At 69.9% G+C, this 21778-nt stretch carries 22 protein-coding genes; 8 read left to right on the top strand and 14 right to left on the bottom strand.

From position 1 onward, the window contains the following. Window positions 1–96: 96 nt before the first annotated feature. From HV783_RS20165 to HV783_RS20140, 6 genes are read right to left on the bottom strand one after another with little or no spacing between them, the layout of a single operon-like run. Entirely contained in the window at window positions 97–1995 is a 1899-nt protein-coding gene (locus HV783_RS20165; protein WP_175189758.1) for a CocE/NonD family hydrolase, read from the bottom strand. Continuing rightward, window positions 1992–3587, bottom strand: a complete 1596-nt coding sequence (locus HV783_RS20160) for an ABC transporter substrate-binding protein (protein ID WP_175189757.1) — start codon at window positions 3585–3587, stop codon at window positions 1992–1994. The genes HV783_RS20165 and HV783_RS20160 overlap by 4 nt, the downstream gene beginning before the upstream one ends. Beyond that, window positions 3584–4612 (bottom strand): ABC transporter ATP-binding protein, encoded by a 1029-nt coding sequence (locus tag HV783_RS20155; RefSeq protein ID WP_217484240.1) that lies wholly within the window; start codon window positions 4610–4612, stop codon window positions 3584–3586. The genes HV783_RS20160 and HV783_RS20155 overlap by 4 nt, the downstream gene beginning before the upstream one ends. Beyond that, complete coding sequence (locus tag HV783_RS20150; protein WP_175166574.1) at window positions 4609–5592, bottom strand: ABC transporter ATP-binding protein; 984 nt, start codon at window positions 5590–5592, stop codon at window positions 4609–4611. The genes HV783_RS20155 and HV783_RS20150 overlap by 4 nt, the downstream gene beginning before the upstream one ends. Window positions 5593–5600: 8 nt before the next feature. Then, window positions 5601–6506, bottom strand: a complete 906-nt coding sequence (locus tag HV783_RS20145; RefSeq protein WP_064527293.1) for an ABC transporter permease — start codon at window positions 6504–6506, stop codon at window positions 5601–5603. Beyond that, window positions 6503–7477 carry an ABC transporter permease gene (locus HV783_RS20140; RefSeq protein ID WP_116791962.1) on the bottom strand — a complete coding sequence of 325 codons (975 nt, stop codon included), beginning with the start codon at window positions 7475–7477 and terminating at the stop codon, window positions 6503–6505. The genes HV783_RS20145 and HV783_RS20140 overlap by 4 nt, the downstream gene beginning before the upstream one ends. Window positions 7478–7747: 270 nt before the next feature. On the opposite strand from HV783_RS20140, the gene HV783_RS20135 reads away from it, so the two are divergent. After that, on the top strand, window positions 7748–8701 hold the full coding sequence (locus tag HV783_RS20135; RefSeq protein ID WP_175189756.1) for a LysR family transcriptional regulator: 954 nt from the start codon (window positions 7748–7750) through the stop codon (window positions 8699–8701). A gap of 126 nt (window positions 8702–8827) precedes the next feature. Then, on the top strand, window positions 8828–9253 hold the full coding sequence (locus tag HV783_RS20130; protein WP_049072817.1) for an organic hydroperoxide resistance protein: 426 nt from the start codon (window positions 8828–8830) through the stop codon (window positions 9251–9253). Between the two features lie 117 nt (window positions 9254–9370). Here HV783_RS20130 and HV783_RS20125 read toward each other — a convergent pair whose 3' ends face one another. Genes HV783_RS20125 through HV783_RS20115 form a run of 3 tightly spaced genes read right to left on the bottom strand, consistent with a single transcriptional unit; the run spans window position 9371 to window position 11604 of the window. Continuing rightward, on the bottom strand, window positions 9371–10696 hold the full coding sequence (locus tag HV783_RS20125) for an ATP-binding protein (RefSeq protein WP_175189755.1): 1326 nt from the start codon (window positions 10694–10696) through the stop codon (window positions 9371–9373). Continuing rightward, window positions 10697–11434, bottom strand: a complete 738-nt coding sequence (locus HV783_RS20120; protein WP_054417700.1) for a response regulator — start codon at window positions 11432–11434, stop codon at window positions 10697–10699. 8 nt (window positions 11435–11442) lie between these two features. Then, window positions 11443–11604, bottom strand: a complete 162-nt coding sequence (locus tag HV783_RS20115) for a hypothetical protein (RefSeq protein ID WP_175189754.1) — start codon at window positions 11602–11604, stop codon at window positions 11443–11445. A 182-nt stretch (window positions 11605–11786) separates the two neighbouring features. Between HV783_RS20115 and HV783_RS20110 the strand changes: the two genes are divergently transcribed. Next, a complete protein-coding gene (locus HV783_RS20110; protein ID WP_054417701.1) occupies window positions 11787–12479 on the top strand; it encodes a cytochrome c biogenesis CcdA family protein in 693 nt (230 codons plus the stop codon). A gap of 31 nt (window positions 12480–12510) precedes the next feature. Beyond that, window positions 12511–13056, top strand: coding sequence for a thioredoxin family protein (locus HV783_RS20105; protein ID WP_144654616.1), 546 nt, complete (start codon window positions 12511–12513; stop codon window positions 13054–13056). Window positions 13057–13155: 99 nt separating this feature from the next. On the opposite strand, the gene HV783_RS20100 is transcribed toward HV783_RS20105, so the two are convergent. From HV783_RS20100 to HV783_RS20085, 4 genes are all read right to left on the bottom strand, one after another. Continuing rightward, the gene (locus tag HV783_RS20100; RefSeq protein ID WP_175189753.1) at window positions 13156–14418 is read right to left on the bottom strand and encodes an arsenic transporter; all 1263 of its coding nucleotides are present in this window, start codon (window positions 14416–14418) and stop codon (window positions 13156–13158) included. A gap of 54 nt (window positions 14419–14472) precedes the next feature. After that, window positions 14473–15813 carry a trypsin-like peptidase domain-containing protein gene (locus HV783_RS20095; protein WP_175189752.1) on the bottom strand — a complete coding sequence of 447 codons (1341 nt, stop codon included), beginning with the start codon at window positions 15811–15813 and terminating at the stop codon, window positions 14473–14475. 107 nt (window positions 15814–15920) lie between these two features. Continuing rightward, window positions 15921–17516 carry a gamma-glutamyltransferase gene (ggt, locus tag HV783_RS20090; RefSeq protein ID WP_054503179.1) on the bottom strand — a complete coding sequence of 532 codons (1596 nt, stop codon included), beginning with the start codon at window positions 17514–17516 and terminating at the stop codon, window positions 15921–15923. Window positions 17517–17541: 25 nt separating this feature from the next. Further along, a complete protein-coding gene (locus HV783_RS20085; protein WP_054503178.1) occupies window positions 17542–18516 on the bottom strand; it encodes a Bug family tripartite tricarboxylate transporter substrate binding protein in 975 nt (324 codons plus the stop codon). A 215-nt stretch (window positions 18517–18731) separates the two neighbouring features. Between HV783_RS20085 and HV783_RS20080 the strand changes: the two genes are divergently transcribed. Then, window positions 18732–19388 carry a GntR family transcriptional regulator gene (locus HV783_RS20080; RefSeq protein ID WP_049072824.1) on the top strand — a complete coding sequence of 219 codons (657 nt, stop codon included), beginning with the start codon at window positions 18732–18734 and terminating at the stop codon, window positions 19386–19388. A gap of 10 nt (window positions 19389–19398) precedes the next feature. On the opposite strand, the gene HV783_RS20075 is transcribed toward HV783_RS20080, so the two are convergent. Beyond that, window positions 19399–20280 (bottom strand): DMT family transporter, encoded by an 882-nt coding sequence (locus HV783_RS20075; protein ID WP_144654887.1) that lies wholly within the window; start codon window positions 20278–20280, stop codon window positions 19399–19401. Between the two features lie 38 nt (window positions 20281–20318). Here HV783_RS20075 and HV783_RS20070 point away from each other — a divergent pair, with 38 nt between their 5' ends. The 3 genes from HV783_RS20070 to HV783_RS20060 all read left to right on the top strand — a co-directional run. Next, entirely contained in the window at window positions 20319–20888 is a 570-nt protein-coding gene (locus HV783_RS20070) for a helix-turn-helix domain-containing protein (RefSeq protein WP_054503177.1), read from the top strand. A gap of 151 nt (window positions 20889–21039) precedes the next feature. After that, on the top strand, window positions 21040–21543 hold the full coding sequence (locus HV783_RS20065; RefSeq protein ID WP_116791969.1) for a sigma-70 family RNA polymerase sigma factor: 504 nt from the start codon (window positions 21040–21042) through the stop codon (window positions 21541–21543). Next, a partial coding sequence (locus tag HV783_RS20060) for a DUF4880 domain-containing protein (protein ID WP_175189751.1) occupies window positions 21543–21778 on the top strand: 236 nt, incomplete at its 3' end. The genes HV783_RS20065 and HV783_RS20060, both read left to right, overlap by 1 nt.

The following is a 21778-nucleotide window of genomic DNA, read 5'->3' as shown; positions in this document are numbered from 1 at the left end:
CGATTGGTATGGCGTTGGACAAAAGAAGCCCCTGCCGCCGGCTCGCCGGCGGCAAAGGATGAAGCAAGCGGAGGTGTCGGCGCGGGCGCTAGCGGGTCATGTCAGGGCCCCGTGCGCGGGCAGCGGCGTCAGGTCCCGTGGCCCGGCCACGCACAGCGTGACGCTGGACGGATGGGCGGCCGACAGATGCACTGTGTTCAGCGCAATGCGCTTTTCGCGGGCGTCGGCGGCCGATTCGCCGCTGTTCGGGTTGACGTCGTACTTCGGAAAGTTGCTGCTGGAGATGTCCAGGCGGATGCGGTGCCCGCGCTGGAACAGGTTGCAGGTGGCGAACGGCTCGATGGTGATCTCGTAGACCTTGCCCGGCGCCAGCGGCCGCGCCTCGTCCCAGGTCTCGTGGAAGCGGCAGCGGAAGATGCCGTCGGTCAGGTTCAGTGCATAGCCCTGCGGGTAGTCGGCGCTGGGCGGGTAGACGTCGATCAGCTTGGCGGTGAAGTCGGTGTCGGGGCAGTCTGACGAAATGTGCAGCCGGACCGTCACCGGCCCGGCCACCGCCAGGTCCTCTGGCAGCGGCTCGGTCTGGAACACCAGCACGTCGTCGCGCGCGGCCAGCGGCAGGCCGGGCTGGCGCACGCCGAAGAAGCGCGCGTCCTCGCGCTGGTCGAAGCCGCCGCCCTCGAACACCGGCTGGCCCGAGGTCAGCGCGCCGCCGATCGTCGGCACGGGATTGCGCGGGTCGTACTGGTAGCGCAGCCGGTCCGCCTCGCCCGTCGGCGCGCGTGGGTCCAGGCGGCCGTCGGCGTGCAGGTAGAAGACGGTGGCGCGGGCCTGCGGCACCGGCCAGGCGTCGGCCTGGATCCACGCGCCGCCGTGGTCGAAGCGGCCCTGCGCATCGCGCGCGCCGCTGCCGCCGCCCATCAGGAACAGGCGCGCGACCGGGTCCGGCGCGGCGCCCGCCGGCGCGTCCTGCAGCCAGCGCTGGAACCACGCCAGCCGGAAGTCCAGCCAGTGCCGCGCCAGGTTGCCGTCGAAGGCCGCGCGCGGGCCGAATTCGGCGTCGCCGCTGTGGGTGGTGTTGCGGTCGCCATGCAGCCACGGGCCCATGATGAGCCGCACCGGCGACCGCCGGCCCTGCGTCAGGCCGGCGTAGTTCTCCAGGGTGGTGCGCACGTAGGCGTCGTACCAACTGGACATCAGCGCCACCGGGATGTCGGGAATCGCGTCGTAGTAGCCCTGGGCGTAGATGCCCAGTTGCCGCCAGGATTCGTCGAAGGTGTCGGCGCGCCATTGCTCGAACAGGTAGTCCTCGTACTCGGGCACGCTGGCCAGCGGCGAATGGCCGGGACGCCACGGCATGCGCGTGAACCACTGGCGGATGTCCTCGGCCTCGAGCGCGGCCAGCACCAGCGGGTCCTGCTGCGCGGCCGGGCTCAGCTTGGCCTGCTTGTAGGCCCAGGTGGCCTGCTTCAGCTCGAACGCGCCCGACTGGCGGATGCCGCACTGGTAGCCGTTGGAAAACCCGCCCGAGTCCAGCACCATGCAGGCCAGGCCCGGCGGGTTCAGGCAGGCCAGCGCCATCTGCGTGTGCGCGGCATACGACAGGCCCATGGTGCCGATGCGGCCGTTGCTCCACGGCTGCTGCACGATCCAGGCCAGCGTGTCGAAGCCGTCCGGGCCTTCCGACAGGTACTTGGTGAAGTGGCCTTCCGAGCCGTAGCGGCCGCGGCAGTCCTGGAACACCACGGCAAAGCCGCGCGCGGTGAAATAGCGCGCCACCTCGGGTCGCGGCACGCCGAGCCGGCCGTCGATCTGTTCCGAGCGCGACACCTCGGCCTTGCCGTAGGGCGTGCGCTCCAGGATCACGGGCAGCGGCGCGTCCTGGCCGGGGCGATAGCCGGGCGGCAGGTGCACGTCGGTGGCCAGGCGCACGCCGTCGCGCATGCGCACCATCTGGTCCGCCAGCAGCACGGCGGGAGAAACTTCGGGGGCGGTCATTTTGCTTCCTGTATGTACAGCATTGAGGTGCGTTCGAGCTTGTTGGCGCGCATCACGGTGCCGTCGCGCGCGGCCCAGAAGGCCACCGGGAAATACAGCGGCACGATGCCGACGTCGTTGAAGGCGGTTTCCGCCGCCTGGCGCAGCAGGGCGTCGCGCTGCGCCGGGTCGAACTCCACCGCGGCCCGCGCCAGCAGGCGGTCCACGGCCGGGTTGGAATAGCGCGCGCGGTTGAAGGCGCCGGTGCCAGCGGCCTTGTCGTAGGTGGCCAGCACGTTGGTCAGGCCATTGGACGAATCGCCGGTGCTGTTGCCGTACGAGAAGATGAAGGCGCTGTACTGCTGCTTGCCGCTGGCGCCGGCGTAGACGTTGTAGGGCTGGGTCACCACGCCGTTGATGCGCAGGCCGGCGCGCGCCATCATCTGCGCCAGCGCCTGGGCCAGGTCGCTGTCGCCGGCGAAGCGGTCGTTCGATGAATGCAGGGTCAGGCCGAAGCCGTGCGGATAGCCGGCCTCGGCCAGCAGGGCGCGCGCGCCCGCCAGGTCGTAGGCGGGCGCCGGCAGGTTGGGGCTGTAGCCGCCCAGGCCCTCCGGGACCATCTGTCCGGCCGGCACGCCGGCGCCGCTGAGCAGGCGCTCGGTGATCGGGCCGCGCATGAACATCTTTGAGATCGCCAGGCGCACCCGCACGTCCTTGAGCGGGTTCACCGTCATCGGCTTGCCCTGCGCGTCGGTGACGAACGGGCTGACATCGCGCGCCGAGTCCAGCGCCAGGTAGATCAGGCGCGCCGACGGCGAGCGATAGAGCGTATAGCCGGCCTTGTCCGTGAGCGTCTTGGCGTCGGTCGGCGGCACGCTGTCGATCAGGTCGACCGTGCCCGACAGCAGCGCCGAGATGCGCGCCGCGTCGTTGGCGATGTAGCGGATCACCACGCGCTCGAAGTCCGGCCGCGCGCCCCAGTAGTCGTCGTTGCGCGCCAGCTCCAGGCTGTCGCCCGGCTGCCAGCGCACGAACTTGTAGGGGCCGGTGCCGATGGCCGCCACGCCGCTGTTGAAGTCTTCCGAGCGCTTGTCCTGCGCCGCGTGGCGCGACAGGATGTAGACCAGCCCGATCTGCTCCATGAAGTCGGGCGTGGGCTCCTTGGTGCGGATGCGCAGCGTCAGCGCATCGACCACCTCGACCGCGGCGATCGAGCGCACCGCGCCGCTGAAGGGCGCCGGGCTGTTCGGCACCTTGGGCGCGCGAGCCAGTGAAAAGACCACGTCGTCGGCGCTGAACGGCGTGCCGTCATGGAAGCGCACGCCGGGCCGCAGCTTGATCTCCCAGGTATCGGGCGTAACCACCCGCCACGACAGGGCCAGGCCCGGCCGCATCTGCATGTTCTCGTCGGTCGACACCAGCCGCTCGAAGATGTTCTCGGCGGCGGCCTGGTTGTTGCCGGTGCGCGAGAACAGCGGGTCCATCGACGATGGCTCGCTGGAATGGCCGATGGTCAGCAGCGGCCGCGCCAGGGCGGGCGCGGCGCCGGCCAGCAGCGCCAGCAGGGCCAGCGCGGCGACGCCGCGGCGGATCGGAGTGGAAAAGCGGTTCATGCGGCGGGAGTTCCTTGAAGGGGCGCGGCGCCATCGAGCAGGTGACAGGCGGCCTGGTGGCCGTCGGCCGTGACGCGCAGCAAGGGCTGCTCGGTCTTGCAGCGCGCCATGGCCTGCGGGCAGCGTGGATGGAAATGGCAGCCGGCCGGCGGGTTCAGTGGCGACGGGATCTCGCCTTTGATGGCGTGAAAGCGCCGCTTGCGGTTCGACAGCCGCGGCACTTCCTGCAGCAGGGCCTGGGTGTAGGGATGGCGCGGCGCGGCGAACACCTCGGCGGTGGGACCGGATTCGACCACGCGGCCCAGGTACATGATGACGGTGCGGTCGCTGATGCGCCGCACCACGCCCAGGTCGTGGCTGATGAAGAGATAGGTCAGGCCCAGATCCTGCCGCAGGTCCATGAAGAGGTTCAGGATCTGCGCCTGGATCGACACGTCCAATGCCGCGATCGACTCGTCGCAGATCAGGAAGCCCGGCTTGACCGCCAGCGCCCGCCCGATGCCCACGCGTTGGCGCTGGCCGCCCGAGAACTGGTGCGGAAAGCGGTTGCGGTAGTCGGGGTCCAGCCCCACGCGCCGCATCACCTGCACCACGTAGTCGTCGTAGTCGCGGCGCGCGATGATGCCGTTGGCCAGCGGCGCCTCGCCGATGATGTCGCGCACCCGCTTGCGCGGATTGAGCGAGGACATCGGGTCCTGGAAGATCATCTGCGTGGCCATGCGCTGTGCGTGCGCGGCGCGGCCGGTCAGGGTGGACAGCTCGCCGGCGGGCGTCTGGATGCTGCCCGAGGTGGCCGGCAGGATGCCCGCCAGCACCCGGCCCAGCGTCGACTTGCCGCAGCCGGATTCGCCCACCAGGCCGACCACTTCGCCCTGGTGGATGGTCAGGTCGACGCGGTCGACCGCGTGCACGGTGTGCGAGGCCACCTTGGCGCCCAGCAGGCCGGCCAGGCGTTCGGCGTAGTCGGGCCGCTTCACGAACAGGCGCGACACCTGGTTGGCCTGCATCAGGATCGTCGGGCTCACGAAAACACTCCAGTCTGGGGATGGAAGCAGCGCAGGCCACGGACGCCCGTGGTCTCCAGCGGCGGTTGCTCGGCGCGGCAGCGCTCGGTGGCGTGGGCGCAGCGCGGGTTGAAGGCGCAGCCGGCCGGCAGCGCCAGCGGCGACGGCGCCATGCCGGGGATCTGGTACAGGCGGTCGCCGGTGTGCTCATTGCTCGGCACCGAGCCGATCAGGCCGATGGTGTACGGGTGGCGTGGACGGTCGAGAATGTCGTCGGTGCTGCCGGACTCGACCACGCGGCCGGCGTACATCACACAGACGCGGTCGGCCAGGCCCGCCACCACCGCCAGGTCGTGGCTGACCCACACCATGGCGGTGCCGGTCTCGGCGCACAGCTTCTGCATTTCGGCCAGGATCTGCGCCTGGATGGTGACATCCAGCGCGGTGGTCGGTTCGTCGGCGATGATCAGGTCGGGCTTGTGCAGCATGGCGATGGCGATCGCCACGCGCTGACGCATGCCGCCCGACAGTTGGTGCGGGTAGGCCTTCAGGCGCTCGGCCGGTGACGGAATGCCGACCGCCGCCAGCGTGTCGCGGGCCCGGTCCCGGGCCGCCTTGCGGCTGCAGCGCTCGTGGCTCAGCACCGTCTCGACCATCTGGGTCTCGATGCGGAACACCGGGTTCAGCGTCATCATCGGGTCCTGGAACACCATGGCGATGCGGTTGCCGCGCAACTGACGCAGTTCCTCGCGCGACAGCGTCGCCAGGTCGGTGCCCTTGAACAGGATCTGGCCGCCGTCGATGCGCCCTGGCGGGTCGATCAGGCCGAGGATGGAAAAGCCGGTGATGGACTTGCCCGAGCCGGACTCGCCCACCAGGCCGAGGATCTCGCCCGGGTGGACGTCGAAGCTGACGTCGTCCACCGCCCGCACCAGGCCGGCGCGGGTGTGGAACCAGGTGCGCAGGTTGCGCACGGAAAGAGTGGGGGTTGCCGATTGCATGGCGCTTCCTATTTCTGCAGGCGCGGATTGAGCGCCTCGCGGACGCGGTCGCCGACGATGTTCATGGTGAAAACCACGGTCAGCAGCAGCACGCCGGGGAACACGCTGATCCAGTACAGGCCGGCCAGCATCTGCTGGTAGCCGTTGGCGATCAGCAGGCCCAGCGACGGCTCGGTGACCGGCAGGCCGATGCCCAGGAAGCTGAGCGTGGCCTCGGCGGCGATGGCGTTGGCGGTCTGGATCATGGCGATGACGATGACCGGCGGGATGCAGTTCGGCAGTAGCTGGCTGAACAGCGCGCGCCGGTGGCTCAGCCCCAGGCACAGCGCCGCTTCCATGTATTCCTTGCGGCGCTCGACCACGGCGGTGGCGCGCACCGCGCGGGCGAAGTAGGCCCACTGCACCACCACCAGCGCCAGGATCACCTTGTCCACGCCCTGGCCCAGGATGGCCAGCATCATCAGCGCCACCAGGATGGTGGGAAAGCCCAGCATCAGGTCCACCAGGCGCATGATCAGCGCGTCGATGCGGCCGCCGAAGTACGCCGCCGTCAGGCCCAGCACGGTGCCCACGGCCATGGCGAACAGGCCGCTCAGCACGCCCACGGAAAGGCTGGTGCGCAGGCCATACATCATGGCCGACAGCATGTCGCGGCCCTGGGCGTCGGTGCCGGCCCAGTAGATGTCGCCATAGATGCCCTGGCTGCCCGGCGGCATGCGGCCGTCCAGGATGGTGATGGCGGCCAGGTCATACGGGTTCTGCGGCGCGATCCACGGCGCCAGCAGCGCCGCCAGCACCAGCAGCAGGAAGACGATCGCGGCGAGGGTCGCGGGGCGGCTGTCCAGCACGCCGTGCAGCGCCTGGCCCAGGGTGGTGTCGCGGCCGGGCAGCCATTTGTTGGGAAGCAATGTCATTCGGAGGCTCCCACGCGGACACGGGGATCCAGCACGGAATAGATGATGTCCACCAGCAGGTTGAGCACGATGAACATGGTGACCACGATCAGCAGGTAGGCAACCACTACCGGGCGGTCCAGCTTCATGATGCTGTCGATGATCAGCTTGCCCACGCCGGGCCAGGCGAAGATGGTTTCGGTGACGGTGGCGAAGGCGATCAGCGAGCCGAACTCCATGCCGACCACGGTGACAATCGGGATCAGGATGTTTTTGAGCACGTGCATGTAGATCACGCGCGATTCGCGCAGACCCTTGGCGCGGGCGAATTTCACGTAGTCCAGCGGCATCGTCTCGCGCACGCCGCTGCGGGTCAGGCGCACGATCAGCGCGATCTTGAACAGCGCCAGGTTCAGCGCCGGCAGGATCAGGTGGCGGATGCCGTCCCACGACGCCAGGCTGGTGTGGATGCCGAAGATCTCGCCGGTCGGGCCGCGGCCGGTGGACGGCAGCCAGCCCAGCGTCACCGAGAAGATCAGCACCAGCATGATGCCCTGCCAGAAGTTGGGCAGGCTGAAACCCAGGATCGAGCCGGTCATGATGCCGCGATCCAGCGCCGAATCCGGCTTCAGGCCGGCCACCAGGCCGAGCGGCAGGCCGATGGCCAGGGCCAGCAGCAGCGCCACGCAGGCCAGCTCCAGCGTGGCCGGCAGGCGTTGCAGGATCAACTGGATGGCGGGCTGGTTGAAGACGAACGAGTTGCCCAGGTCGCCGTGCAGCGCGTTGCCGACAAACTTCAGGTACTGCTGGTACAGCGGCAGGTCCAGGCCCAGCGACTGCACCGCCTGCGCGATCTCGGCCTGCGTGGCGTCGGCCGGCACCAGGATCTCGATCGGGTCGCCGATGGCGTAGACGCCGGCGAACACGATCAGCGAGGTCAGCGCCAGGATCACCAGGCTCTGGCACAGCCGGCGGATAATGAACGCGGTCATGGCGCCTCGCGGCGACAGGAAGCGGGAAACGGAACGGCGCGCATCGGTGGGGCTCCTTGCCGGACAATATCGGCGATATCGCGTATTGATTGCGGATTCGTGAATGGCGAGAATCCGGATGGGCGGAATGTTCGATCCATCGCGCCCGGCTGGCAACCGTATGCGAAGGCGGCATATGGCTATGTGAATGACGAGAAATTTGGTGTTAACCCTAGGCCCCGCGCGTCGATTCGCCGCGCGGGGCCGGCATTTCGGACCTTGCGGGACAGGATGAACTTTAAGCAGCTAGAGGCGTTTCTCGCCTTCATGATCACCGGCTCGACCATCGAGGCCGCGCAGCGGCTGGGCTCGTCGCAGCCGGCCGTCAGCCGCCTGCTGAGCCAGTTCGAGACCGACCTGGGCGTGCCGCTGTTCGTGCGCCGCAAGGGCCGCCTGCATCCCACCGCCGAGGCCGAATCGCTGCTGCCCGACGTGCAGAACATGATCTCGGACGCCGAGTCGCTGCAGCGCCACGTCAACCAGTTGCGGCTGGGCGGACAGCGTCGCACGCTGATCCGCGTGCAGTTGCCCAGCACGGTGGCGCAGTCGGTCATGCCCGCCGTGGTCGAGTCGTTCCTGGCCGATCACCCCGACGTCGCGCTGGAAGTGCTGGTGGGCACCTACGAAACCAGCGAAGTGGCGGTGCTGGGGCGCGAGGCCGACCTGGCGCTGGTGCGTTCGCCGCCCATGAATTCGGGTCTGTCGATGATGCGGCGGCTGGCCACCGAGGCGGTCTGCATCATGCCGCCCGGCCATCCGTTGGAGGCGCTGGACGAGATCGGCCCGGCCGACCTGATCGGCGTCGACCTGGTGCTGCTGGGCCGGCAGCGATCGCTGCGCCTGCAGATCGACCAGGCGTTCCGCCAGGGCCGCATGATGCCGCAGATCAAGGCCGAGGTGCATTCGGTGGAAATGGCCTGCCGCCTGGCGGCGCAGGGCATCGGCGTGTCGATCGTCAACGGCCTGTTCGCGCGCCTGTGCCTGGACATGGGCATCGCCTGCCGGCCGTTCCGGCCGCGCATCGACTACTGCGTGGGCATGGCCACGCTGGCCGGCCAGCCGCCGCACCCGCTGGTGCCCGAACTGGTCCAGCGCATCCTCGACGCGATGGCGCGGCGGGCGGGACCGGACGCCTTCACGCTGCTGGCGCCGGACGACGCCGCCGCGCCTGCCGCGCCGGCCTGAGGCGCGCGCCGCCGCTGGCTCGGACGCGGGATACAGTACGACGCAAAAGCGGCGGTCTTGCGACACAGGCGGGATACAGCGCCTTGGTGCAATGCGGGTTCCTCAATTCCGATACCAGGAGCCATCATGTCCCAAGCGCTGGAAACCGTGCTGTACACCGCCCACACCCACACCACCGGGGGCCGCGACGGCGCCGGCCGCAGCGACGACGGCGCGCTGTTGCTGCCGCTCAGCCCGCCGGGCTCGGGGCGGCCCGGCACCAACCCCGAGCAACTGTTCGGCATCGGCTATTCCGCCTGCTTCATCGGCGCCATGCAACTGGCCGGCGCCAAGCTCGGCATCGCCGTGCCGCGCGACGTGGCGGTCGATGCCGAGGTGTCGCTGGGCAAGACCGACGGCGGCGCGCGCTACGCGCTGGCGGTCAGGCTGAACATTTCGCTGCCGGGACTGTCGGACGAACAGCGGCGCCAACTGGTCGACACCGCGCACCAGACCTGCCCCTACTCGGGGGCGATCCGGGGCAACATCGACGTGGAACTGGCGATCGTCTGAATCCCCCAACGCCAAGCGCAACGCCCCGCGATGACACATCGCGGGGCGTTTTTCGTGCAGCCGGGAACCGGGGCGGGCGGGAGCAGGGCGCGTCGATGCGCCGTCCGGCGCCTGGGCTCAGGCGCCGGGCCGCAACAGCACTTGCGCCTCCAGCCCGCCGCCCTCGCGGTTGCGCAGGCGCAGTTCGCCGTCGATCACATCGGCCAGTTGCCGCGCGATCGCCAGCCCCAGGCCGGTGCCGCCGCTGTCGCGGTTGCGCGAGCCTTCCAGCCGGTAGAACGGCTGCAGCACCGCCTGCAATTCCTGTTCGGGAATGCCGGGACCGCGGTCCAGTACGCGGATCGACACGCCGCGGCCATCGTCGGCCGCGCCGACCTCGACCTCGGCGGCGCCGCCGAATTTCAGCGCGTTGTCGATCAGGTTGCCGAGGATGCGCCGCAGCGCGCGCGGGCGTGTCTGCCAGGGACCGGGGCAGTGTCCTTGCAGCGTCACCGGCTTGCCGATGTCGGTGTAGTCGCACACCAGGCTGTCCAGGAACGCGTCCAGGTCGATGCGCGCCGGCGGCTCGGTGGCCGCGCCGGCGCTGCGCGCGTAGGCCAGGCCGTCGCGCACCAATTGTTCGACCTCTTGCAGGTCATGCGCCAGCTTGTCGCGGTCGGTCGAATCGTCCATGAATTCCGAGCGCAGCTTCATGCGCGTGATCGGCGTCTGCAGGTCGTGCGAAATCGCGCCCAGGATCTGCATGCGCTCGGCCAGGTGCGCGGCGATGCGGTCCTGCATGGCGTTGAAGGCGGCCGAGGCCTGCGCCACTTCGGCCGGCCCGTCCTCGGCCAGGCGCGGGCTGCGGCGGTCGGGGCTCATCGCGTCGGCCGCGCCGGCCAGCCGCGTCAGCGGGCGGATCGCCAGCCGCACCGCCAGCCAGGCGCACAGGATCAGCAGCGCCAGTTGCGCCAGCAGCACCACCGGCAGCCACATCGCCAGCGGCATCACGGTCATGTGGATGTCGAGCGTGACCGGCTGGCCATCGGCCAGCGTGGCGCGCGCCTGGATGTGCTTGGGATCGTCGCCGACGGTGCCGAACGCCAGCGGGTAGGCGTTGCCCAGCGCCGCCTGGATCGAGTCGCGCACCGCCTCGGCGGCGGGCGTCTGCAGCGGGCGGTCGATGTCGCCGGGGCCGAGCAGGTATTGACGGTTGTTGCCGCTCAGGCGCGGCAGCCAGGCCGCGCGTTCGTCGGCCGGCAGGCGGTTCAGGATCGCCAGCGCCACCACCACGTCGCGCTCCAGGTTGTCGAGCATGACGCTCTTGGCGGACTGGTAGCGTTCGTAGAACTGCAGCCCGAACGACAGCCCGTGCGCCAGCACCAGGCCCACCAGGAAGATCAGGAACAGCCGGCTCGCCAGGGTGCGCGGCCAGCGGCGCAGCGCCGGAACCAGCGTGGCCATCTACGTCGCCTCGGACACGTCGACCTGCGCGGCGAACACATAGCCTTCGCTGCGCACGGTCTTGATGTACATCGGCTCGCGCGCGTCCTCGCGCAGCCGCTGGCGCAGCCGGCTGACCAGCAGGTCGATCGAGCGGCCGAAGAAATCGGCGTCGCGGCCCTGCGTCAGGTTGAGCAACTGGTCGCGGTTCAGCACCCGCTGCGGGTGGTCCAGGAACACCCGCAGCAGCCGGTACTCGGCGCCGCTGAGCGACACGATGGTGCCTTCGGCGTCGACCAGGTGGCGCGCGGTGGTGTCCAGCGTCCAGGCGCCGAACCGCACGGCGCGGCCCGGTTCGGTGACCTGGAAGTTGGGCGGCAGCATGCGGGTGCGGCGCAGGATCGCCTTGATCCGCGCCAGCAGTTCGCGCGCCACGAACGGCTTGACCAGGTAGTCGTCGGCGCCCATCTCCAGTCCCAGCACGCGGTCCATGTCCTCGTCGCGCGCGGTCAGCAGCAGGATCGGGGTGCGGCGGTGCTTGCCGGCGCGCAGTTCGCGGCACAGCACCAGGCCGTCGTCGCCGGGCATCATGATGTCCAGCACGATCAGGTCGACGGTCAGCGTTTCGAGCAGCGTGCGCATCTGCCGGCCGTCGGCGGCCAGGGTGACGTTCAGGCCGTTCTTCTTGAGGAAGTTGCCGGCCAGTTCGCGGATCTCGCGGTCGTCGTCGACGATCAGGATGTGGTCTGGATTGTCCATGGCGCATTCTACTCAGCGGGCGGCGCGCGGCGGCGCGCCTGGCTGTTGACGATCAACTGGCAGGGGCCGGGCTGGACGGCTTCGGCGCCCAGCCCGCCGGCCAGCAGCGCCAGCACGGCCAGCAGGCGCCGCCAGGAAAGGCGGGGGCGGGGAAGGGGAACGGTGTTCATGCGCGGGCTCCGGCAACGGGTGTCCGGCAGGTTATAGCGCCGCCCGCGCCGCCAAGTGTGTCGTAGTGTATGCGGGGCCGGACACGATACAAAAGCCGGGTAAAAACCCGCTTTCCGGGCACAGGACGGATACCCGGCGCGCGTCCAATGCGGTCATCGAGACACAAACGGACCGCCGCGCCATGACCACCTTCATCGACACCCCCCTTGCCCTGGCCGCCGGCATGCTGACGGTGGCCTCGCCCTGCGTGCTGCCGCTGCTGCCCATCCTGCTGGGCAGCGCGGTCGAGCGCGGCGGCCGGCTGCGTCCCCTGTTCATTGTGCTGGGCTTCGTGGCGGCGTTTTCCGGGCTGGGCATCGCGCTCAGCCTGTTGTCGGGCGCGGTCGAGTCGGCCCACGAGGCAGTGCGTTCGGTGTCGGTGGCGGCGCTGGCGCTGTTCGGCCTGGCGCGCATCTGGCCGCGACCCTACGACTGGCTCGCGGCGCGCTTGAGCGGTCCGCTGCAAGGGGTGATCGGCCTGGGCGACAAAGGCGGTTCGGGCAATGCCGGCGGCTTCCTGCTGGGCATGTCGCTGGGCGCCGTCTGGACCCCCTGCGCCGGCCCGGTGCTGGCCTCGATCCTGATCCTGGCCGCGCGCGCCGACAACCTGGCCCATTCCAGCCTGCTGCTGCTCGTCTACGGGCTGGGCGCGGGCATCCCGATGCTGGCCATCGCCTACGGCGGCGGCTTCGCCGCGCGCCGGGTCGGCGCCATCGCCCGCCACGCCGTGCGCCTGCAGCGCGCCTTCGGCGTGCTGCTGGTGGCTTCGGCCGTCGCCATCCATTTCCAATACGACGTGCTGGCCTATGCCTGGATCAGCCGCCTGTTTTCCTGAGCCGTTTATCCGCAACCTGAAGGAGCGCACCATGCCATCCATCCGCCTGCCGGCCCGCCGGGCCCTCATCTCCGCCAAACTGGCCCTGGCCGGCCTGCTGCTCGGCGCCGCCGCGCACGCCGCCGCGCCCGCGCCGGCCCCCGCGCCGGAATTCACCGGCATCCAGACCTGGCTCAACAGCGAGCCGCTCACCCTGGCCGGCCTGCGCGGCAAGGTCGTGCTGGTCGATTTCTGGACCTACACCTGCATCAATTGCATCAACACCCTGCCGTACGTGAAGCAGTGGAACCAGAAGTACAAGGACCAGGGCCTGGTCGTGGTCGGCGTGCACACGCCGGAATTCCCGTTCGAGCGCACCACCCGGAACGTGGCGGACGCCATCAAGCGCTTCGGCATCGAATATCCGGTGGCGCAGGACAACCAGTACAAGACCTGGGACGCCTACCGCAACCAGTACTGGCCCGCGTTCTACCTGATCGACAAGGGCGGCAACATCGTCTACCGCCACTTCGGCGAGGGGCGCTATGCCGAGACCGAGGCCGAGATCCAGCGGCTGCTGGCGCAGCCCCAGTCTTGACCCCTGCGCGCGGCGCCGCCATCGCGACGGACCGCCGCTGGGTACGCCGGAGGGCGTGCGACAGCACGCGGGAGCGGCGCGTGACGCGGCCGCGGGCTGTCAGCCGCCGGCCAGCGCCAGCATCAGCAGCGCGCCCAGCAGGGCTGGCGGCATCACCCACGCGCCCAGCTTGAGAAAGCGCAGCGCGCCGACGTGCTGGCCCTCGCGCCGCACGGCGATCAGCCACAGCAGCGTCGCCAGCGAGCCGGTGATCGACAGGTTGGGGCCCAGGTCCACGCCGATCAGCAGCGCGCCGGCGGTCTGTGCCGGCAGGTCGGCGATCTGGCCGACCGAGCCGGCGATCAGGCCGGCCGGCAGGTTGTTGATGACATTGCTGGCCAATGCCGCCACGATGCCCGCGCCCCACAGCGCGCCGCCGGCCGAGTCGCCTGCCAGCCGCAGCAATGCCCGCGCCAGCGCGTCGATGGCGCCGCTGAGCGCCAGGCCCTCGACCAGCACGAACAGGCCGGCCACCATCGGCAGCACGCCCCAGGCCACGTGGCGCAGCACCGGCAGCGGACTGAGCCGCTGCTTCAGGTGGATCAGGCCGGCGGTGGCCAGCCCGGCGATGAAGGTCGGCAGGCCCAGGTCTGCGTGCAGCGCCGAGGCCAGCATCAGCACCGCCGCCGTCACCAGGATGCCGATGCCGGTCAGGCGCGCGCCCGCGGCCAGCGGTTGCGGCACGATGTCGGTGCGCAGCGGCTGGCGCAGCGCCTCGCGCTGGCTGAAGCGCAGGGCCAGATAGGTCAGGCCGATGGCCGCCAGCGACGGCAGCGTGAAGCGTTGCAGCCAGTCCAGCAGCGGCGGCATCTGGCTGCCGTACACCACCAGGTTCGCGGGGTTGGAGATCGGCAGCACGAAGCTGGCGGCGTTGGCGATGAATGCGCAGATGAACAAATAGGGCAGCGGCCGCGCGCCGGCGGCCCGCGCCGCGGCGTACACCGCCGGTGTCAGCACCACGGCGGTGGCGTCGTTCGACAGGAAGACGGTGACCAGGATACCCACCAGGAACACCAGGTCGAACAGCCGCCGCGCCGACCCGCGCGCATGGCGCGCCGCCACCATCGCCAGCCAGTCGAACAGCCCCTGCTGGCGCGCCAGCTCGGCCAGCACCATCATGCCGATCAGGAACAGGTACACGTCCAGCCCCTTGCCGACCGCGCCCAGCGCCGCCTGCCACGGGATCAGCCCGGTCGCCGTCAGCAGCAGCGCGGCGCCGCCGGCCCAGACGTATTCGGGCAGCTTCCAGGGGCGCAGCAGGATGCCGACGATCGCCAGGGCGGAAATGCCCCAGAGGGCGAGGGAGGGTGCGGGAAAGGACATGGGCGGCGACGGCGAGAATCCAGGGCGGGAAGCATTATCGCCGGTTCGGCGCGCCTACTGGATCTGCAAGGTATACATCGCCCGGCCGCGCACCAGCGTCAGCAGCAGCGGCTGCCCCGGCGCGGCGCCGGCCAGCAGGCCGCGCAGGTCGGCCAGCCGGCTGACCGGGCGCTGGTTGACGCCGATGATGACGTCGCCGCGCTGCATCCGCGCCGCCACCGCGCCGCGCTCGGGATAGGTGGCGCTGACCGCCACGCCATCGTTGCCCTTCAGGCGCTGTTCGCGGCCGATCTCGGCGAATTCCACGCCGTTCAGGCGCGCATCCAGCGAACCGCCGTGCAGCCGCTCGTTCTTCTCGGGTTCGATGCGCAGCGTCACCTCCGAGCGCTGGCCGCCGCGCGACAGCGTCAGCCGCACCTGCTTGCCCACCGGCAGCAGGCCCTCGGCGTTGCGCAGTTGCGCGCTGCTGCCGATCGGCTTGCCATCCAGCGCCACAATCAGGTCGCGCGCCTGCACCCCCGCCTGTTGCGCCGGCGAGCCGTCCGCCACGCGCGCCACCACCACCCCCGTGGCGTTGGGCGCCATGCCCAACTGGCGCGCGTTGCGCGGCGTGACGTCGATGGTGTCCAGTCCCAGGCCGCCGCGCTGCACCTGGCCGTGCTGCAGCAGTTGGCGCATGACCTCGCCCGCCAGGTTCGACGGAATCGCGAAACCGATGCCGACGTTGCCGCCCGAGGGCGTGTAGATCATGGTGTTGATGCCGACCAGCTCGCCATTCAGGTTGACCAGCGCGCCGCCCGAGTTGCCCGGATTGATGGAAGCGTCGGTCTGGATGAAGTTCTGGTAGCCGGCCGCGCGCAGGCTTGAGCGCTCCAGCGCTGACACAATGCCCGACGAGGCCGATTGCCCCAGGCCGTAGGGATCGCCGATGGCGACCACGAAGTCGCCCACCCGCAGGTCGCTGGAATCGGACAGGGTCAGGGCCTGCAGCCTGTCGGGCGGAATGCGCAGCACCGCCAGGTCGGTGTCCGGATCGCTGCCGACCACCGTCGCGGTGAAGCTGCGGCCGTCCTGCAGCGACACGCGGATGGAGGTGGCGCCGCGCACCACATGGTGATTGGTCAGGATGTTGCCCTGGGCCGCGTCGACGATCACGCCCGAGCCGATGCTCTGGCGTCCGCCGGCGCGGGCCGGGCCGAAGGCGGGCGCCTGCCCGCCGTCGCCCTGGGCGGAAATGTTGACCACCGCCGGCGTCACGCGTTCGAGCATCGGCGCCAGCGAGGGCAACGGCTGGCCGCCCACGGCCATCGGCAGCGCGGCCAGCGCGCGGCAGGGCAGGGCGGACGGGATTGCCAGGGAGGCGGCCAGGGCCGCGGCGGACAGGATTCGGTTCATGGGGGGCCTTGCTGAGTCTGCACGGCAGTATCGCCGCGCCCGGCGTCGCCCATATGACCGATCAAGCCCCTTTCCGGCGGCGTGTTCCGCCGCCGCGCCCGGCGCGCCTAGAAACCGACCGCCTGACCGTCGCGGCGAGAATCGGACGCCGCCACATAGCCGCCCTGCGGCAGCCGGCGGATCAGTTGCGCCGAACCGAACTCCAGGCTGTCGACCGGCGCCACAGCCACGTTGTGGCCGCGCTGGCGCAGCGTGTCGACCACGTCGGCGGGCAGGTGCGATTCGACGTTCACCACCGGACCCTTTTCCACCCGGAAGCGCGGCGCGTCGCTCATGGCCTGGGGATTCTGGCCGAAGGCCGCCAGCCGCGTCATCATCTGCAGGTGACCCTGCGCCTGCATCGAGCCGCCCATCACGCCGAACGACATCACCGGCTCGCCGCCGCGGGTGACGAAGGCCGGGATGATGGTGTGCATCGGCTTCTTGCGCGGCGCCACCTGATTGACGTGGCCGGGCGTCAGCACGAAGTTCAGGCCGCGGTTGTGCAGGCTGATGCCGGTGCCCGGCACCACCACGCCCGAACCGAAGCCGTGGTAGTTGGACTGGATGAACGACACCATGGTGCCGGCCGCGTCGGCGGCGGTCAGGTAGACCGTGCCGCCGGTCGCGGGCGTGCCGGCCACCGGCACGGCGGCGCGATCCATCGAGATCAGCCGCGCGCGCTCGGCCAGGTAGGCCGGGTCGAGCAGGGCGCGGGCGTCGGTGCGCATGTGGCGCGGGTCGGCCACGTGGTGATGCAGGTCGGCGAAGGCCAGCTTCATGGCCTCGATGCTGACGTGGTAGTAATCGGCGCTGTCGCGGCCCATCGATTCCAGGTCGAACTGTTCCAGCATGCCCAGCGCCATCAGCGCCGAGATGCCCTGGCCGCTCGGCGGGATTTCGTGCAGTTGGTAGCCGCGGAACGATTGCGAGATCGGCTCGACCCACTCGGGGCGATGCTGGTCCAGGTCGGCCGCGCTCAGCGCGCCGCCGGTGCGGGCGGCGAAATCGGCGATCCTGTTGGCCAGCGCGCCGCGGTAGAAGCTGTCGCCGCCGCTCTCGGCGATCTCGCGCAGGGTGCGCGCCTGGTCCGGAAAGCGCCACCATTCACCCGCCTGCGGCGCGCGGCCTTGCGGCAGGAAGGCCTGCGCGAAGCCCGGCTCCTGCGCCAGCTTGGACGCCTGGTTGGCCCATTGGCGCGCGATCGTCGGGCTCACCGCGAAGCCATTCTCGGCGTAGGCGATGGCCGGCTCGAACAACTGCGCGAACGGCAGCTTGCCGAAGCGGTCGGACAGCGCCTTCCAGCCCGCCACCTGGCCGGGCACGGTGACCGTGCCCCAGCCGGTGCCCGGCATCGCCTCGCGGCCGGCGAAGTACGCCGGCGTCCACGCCGCCGGCGAGCAGCCGCTGGAGTTCAGGCCATGCAGTCTTCCTTCGTGCCACACCAGCGCGAACATGTCGCCGCCGATGCCGTTCATCACGGGCTCGACCACGGTCAGCGCGATGGCGGTGGCGATGGCGCTGTCCACGGCATTGCCGCCGGCCAGCAGCATGCGCAGGCCGGCCTGCGCCGCCAGCGGCTGGCTGGTCGCGACCGCGTTGGCGGCCAGCACCGGCATTTTTCGGGAAGCGTACGGAAAAGACCAATCGAAGGAAGAAGACATGGTGGCGTGGAGACTCTGTGGAAAATTACTGCGGGGTGATGCCGGCCTGGTCGATCAACTGCTTGGTGCGGGGAATCTCGGCCTTGATGAAGGCGGCGAATTCCTCGCGGCTGCCGCCACGCGGCTCGGCGCCGGCTTCGGCCAGCTTACCGCGCAAGGCGGGATCGGCCAGCACCTTGTTGACGGCGCGGTTGAGCTTGTCCAGGATCGGCGCGGGCGTGCCTTCCGGCGCCACCAGCCCGTACCAGGGGGCGATGTCGTAGCCGGCATAGCCCTGCTCGGCGATGGTGGGGATGTCCGGCGCCAGCGACGAGCGCTGCGAATTGGACATGCCCAGCGCCAGCAGCGCGCCGCTCTTGACCTGCGGCAGGCCGGTCATGATGGTGTCGAAGTACATCGACACCTGGCCGCTCAGCAGCGCCGGAATCGCTTCGCCGGCGCCCTTGTAGGGCACGTGCAGGATATCGATGCCGGCCACCGACTTGAGCATTTCGCCCGCCATGTGCGAGGTGGTGCCGGTGCCGAACGAGGCGTAGGTCAGCTTGCCGGGATTGGCGCGGGCGTACGCGATCATCTCGGGCAGGGTCTTGAACGGCTGCTGCGGATTGGCCAGCAGAATGTTGGGCGTATACGCCACCATCGACACCAGCTCGAACTTGTCCGGATCGTAGGCCAGGCGCTTTTGCAGGAATCGGTTGGTGACGACGGCGGCCGGGCCGCCCATCAGCAGTGTGTAGCCATCGGGCGCCGAGCGCGCCACCGAGGCGCTGCCGATCGCGGCGGCGGCGCCCGGGCGGGCCTCCACCACGAAGGGCTGGCCCAGTTCGGTCGACAGCGCCGCGCCAAGCTGGCGCGAAATCAGGTCGGTGGCCGAACCAGCCTGGAACGGCACCACGATGCGCACCGGATGCTGCGGCCAATCGGTGGCCTGGGCGCCGGCTTGCGCGGCGAAGGCCACGGCGGCGGCGCCCGCCAGGGCGCGGATGAGACGGAAAGGCATGGATTCCCCTTGAATGCGTTGTATCGATGGAGCGCCAGGCGGGTCTATCGCCCGTTGCGGTCCCGGCGGACGCGCAAGGTCGGCGCGCCAGTCACGGATTTGACGCGAGCGCCGGCGATCCGAATATAGGTATTTGCATCCATGGATCACTGGATCCAATTTGTGTTATTTTTGCGTTTATCTATCATGGCGGCTTTGAAAACCCGGGGACGAGAATGCTGCAGTTTCAGAAGACAGCCGTCAGCGCCGAAGAAGAGGCCTACCAGCACCTGCAGCGCGAAATCAGGCTGGGCAACTACCCGCCCGGCCACCGCTTGGTGCCCGAGGTCATCGCCAGCGAGATCGGCACCAGCCGCATGCCGGTGCGCGGCGCGCTGCGCCGGCTCGCCTCCGAGGGCCTGGTCGAGATCCGCGCCAATCGCGGCGCCGTGGTGCGCGGCCTGAACCAGCAGGAAATGCGCGAAGTCTTCGAAATGCGCTCGGTGCTCGAAGGGCTGGCCGTGCGCAACGCCGTGCGCCACATGAGCGCCGAACACATCCGCCGCCTGGCCAACATGCTGGACCAGCTCGAACAGGGCTCCGGCGATTACCTGGACTGGACCAGCGCCCATCGCGACTTCCACGAATACCTTTGCAGTTTCTGCCAGCAGCCGCGCCTGTTGCGGCAGATCTCCGAACTGCACTCGGTGGTCGAGCCCTACATGCGCCTGTGGGCCGCCCAGCCGGGACGCGTGCTGCGGGTGCGCGAATCGCACCAGGAACTGATCGACGCGCTGCTCACCGGCGACGCCGACCGCTGCGAGGCGGCGATGCGCCAGCACGTGCTGAACACGGTGCCGGCGTTGCAGGCCTTCCTCGAACGGGCAAACTGAGGTCCGGCGGTCAGGCCTCGCGCGGCAGCGACTTCGGTTTGCGCTTGAACTTGATCTCGCTGGCCAGGACCCCGGCCACGATCAGCGCCGCGCCCACCAGCGCCACGCCCGGCAGGCGTTCCCCGGCCAGCCGGCCGACGATGCCGCCCCACACCGGCTCGCCGGCATAGATCACCGTGGCGCGGGTCGGCGACACCGACTTTTGCGCCCAGTTCATGGTCAACTGGATCACCGCGCTGGCCAGGCCCAGCCCGATCGCCCCGCCGGCCCATCGCCACGAGAACGCCGGCACGGGCTCGCCCAGCAGCGGCATCAGCGCGAACGACACCAGCCCCGCCGTCAGCAACTGCACCGCCGTGACACGGCGGCTGTCCACCGAGCTGGCGAAATGGCCGATCAGGATGATCTCGGCGGCAATCGCCGCCGCGCCCGCCAGCGTCGCGACCTCGCCCGGACTGAAATGCAGCGCGCCCGCCTCGGGCCCCGCCAACAGCACCAGCCCGGTGAACGCCAGCGCCACGCCGACCCAGCTCATCAGGCCCGGCGGGCGCTTGAGCACCGCCCATTGCAGCAACGGCACGATCGGCACATACAGCGCGGTGATGAAGGCCGACTGGCTGCTGGTGATGGTGCGCAGGCCGTAGGTCTGCAGGTAATACCCCAGGAACAGGGCGCAGCCGATCGCCACCCCCGCCCCGGTCTCGCGCCGCGTCAGCCCCGCCATGTGCCGGCGGAACAGCAGCATCGACCCCACCCCCGCCAGGGTGAACCGCACGCCCACGAAGAACAGCGGTCCGCTATGCTGCATGGCGATATGGATAATGAGGAAAGTGCTTCCCCACAGCATGGTGACCAGCACCAGGGCGATTTCCTGGCGCGACAAGGCAAACATCGATTCGGATTTCACGGCGGACTTCAGGTGTCACTAATTTGAGCAATATACTGCACATTACCAATTCCGACAGTGATGTCCTCACGCACGTGGGGGCCAATCTGAAACGCCTGCGCAAGCTGGCCGGCCTGAGCCAGTCGGCGCTGGCCGACGCCTCCGGCATCAGCCGCCGCATGATCGCCGGCCTGGAAGCGGGCAACGCCAACATCAGCCTGTCCAGCCTGGACAAGCTGGCGCAGGCGCTGGATGTGGGGTTTGTCGACCTGGTCAGCGATCCGGCGCGCGAACGGCGCCGCATCGAGGCCCGCGCCTGGCGCGGCAAGCGCCCCGGCAGTCAGGCCGTGCTGCTGGGCGCCGCGCCCGCCAGTTGCGAGGCGCAGCTCTGGATCTGGTCGCTGGGACCGGGCGAAACCTACGTGGCCGAGCCCGACCCGCAAGGCTGGCACGAGATGATCTACGTCATCGAGGGCACGCTGCTGCTGGAGCTGTCGGGCGTGACGCAGCCGGTGCGGGCCAACGACTTCGCCATCTACAGCAGCGCGCAGCCGTATTCCTATCGCAACGACGCCGACGCGCCGCTGCGCTTCGTGCGCAACGTGTTGCGCTAGGTCCGCATTGGCGGGGCGCCCGCCGCCCCGGGACGTCGGTTTGCCGCCACGGCCCGGATTTTCTTGCGCCACGGCGTCGCGGCGGTCGGCTAGAATCGAGAATAATATTCATTCCTAGGCCGCTCGGTTGCATGGGCGTCAAGTGCGTTCCATGTCCGACCAGGCTCCCGCTCCCACCCTCGAAGCGCTGTACAGCGACCACCATCCCTGGCTGGTGGGCATGTTGCGCCGCAAGCTCGGCGACGGCGACAGCGCCGCCGACCTGGCCCAGGACACCTTCCTGCGCGTGCTCGCCAACCGCAACGTCGAGGCGATCCTGCGGCCGCGCGAGTATCTCGCCACCATCGCCCGCGGCCTGGTCACCGATGCCTACCGCCGCCAGGCCATCGAGCGCGCCTACCTCGAAACCCTGGCGGCTCGGCCCGAGCCGGTCGCCATCTCGCCCGAGACCCGCGCCATCCTGCTCGAAACCGTGCTGGCCATCGACCGCATGCTGGATCAATTGGGCCCGCGCACCCGCGAGATCTTCCTGCTGGCGCAGTTCGAGGAATTGACCTACGCCCAGGTGGGCGCCCGGCTGGGCGTGTCCGTCACCACCGTCAAGAAGCACATGGTGCGCGCGCTGACGCAGTGCCTGTTGCTGGCCGCCGACTGATGCGGCCCGCGCCGGAACTGCTGGAGGCCGCCGCGCACTGGTACGTCGCCCTGCGCGACGCCGATGCCGACGATCCCGCGCGGACCGCCTGGCGCCGCTGGCTGGAGGCCGACGCGCGCCACCGCCAGGCCTGGGAGCGCATGCTGGCCCTGCAGCAACGGTTGGGCAGCGTGCCTGGCGACCTGCTGTTGCCGACCCTGCGCGGCGCGCGCCGGCAGCAGCGCCGCCGCCTGCT

Origin of the sequence: Achromobacter dolens (assembly GCF_902859745.1) — a bacterium.
GTDB lineage: Bacteria > Pseudomonadota > Gammaproteobacteria > Burkholderiales > Burkholderiaceae_B > Achromobacter > Achromobacter dolens.
Note: the sequence above shows the minus strand (reverse complement) of the source record. Positions and strands in the feature narration are given on the sequence as shown.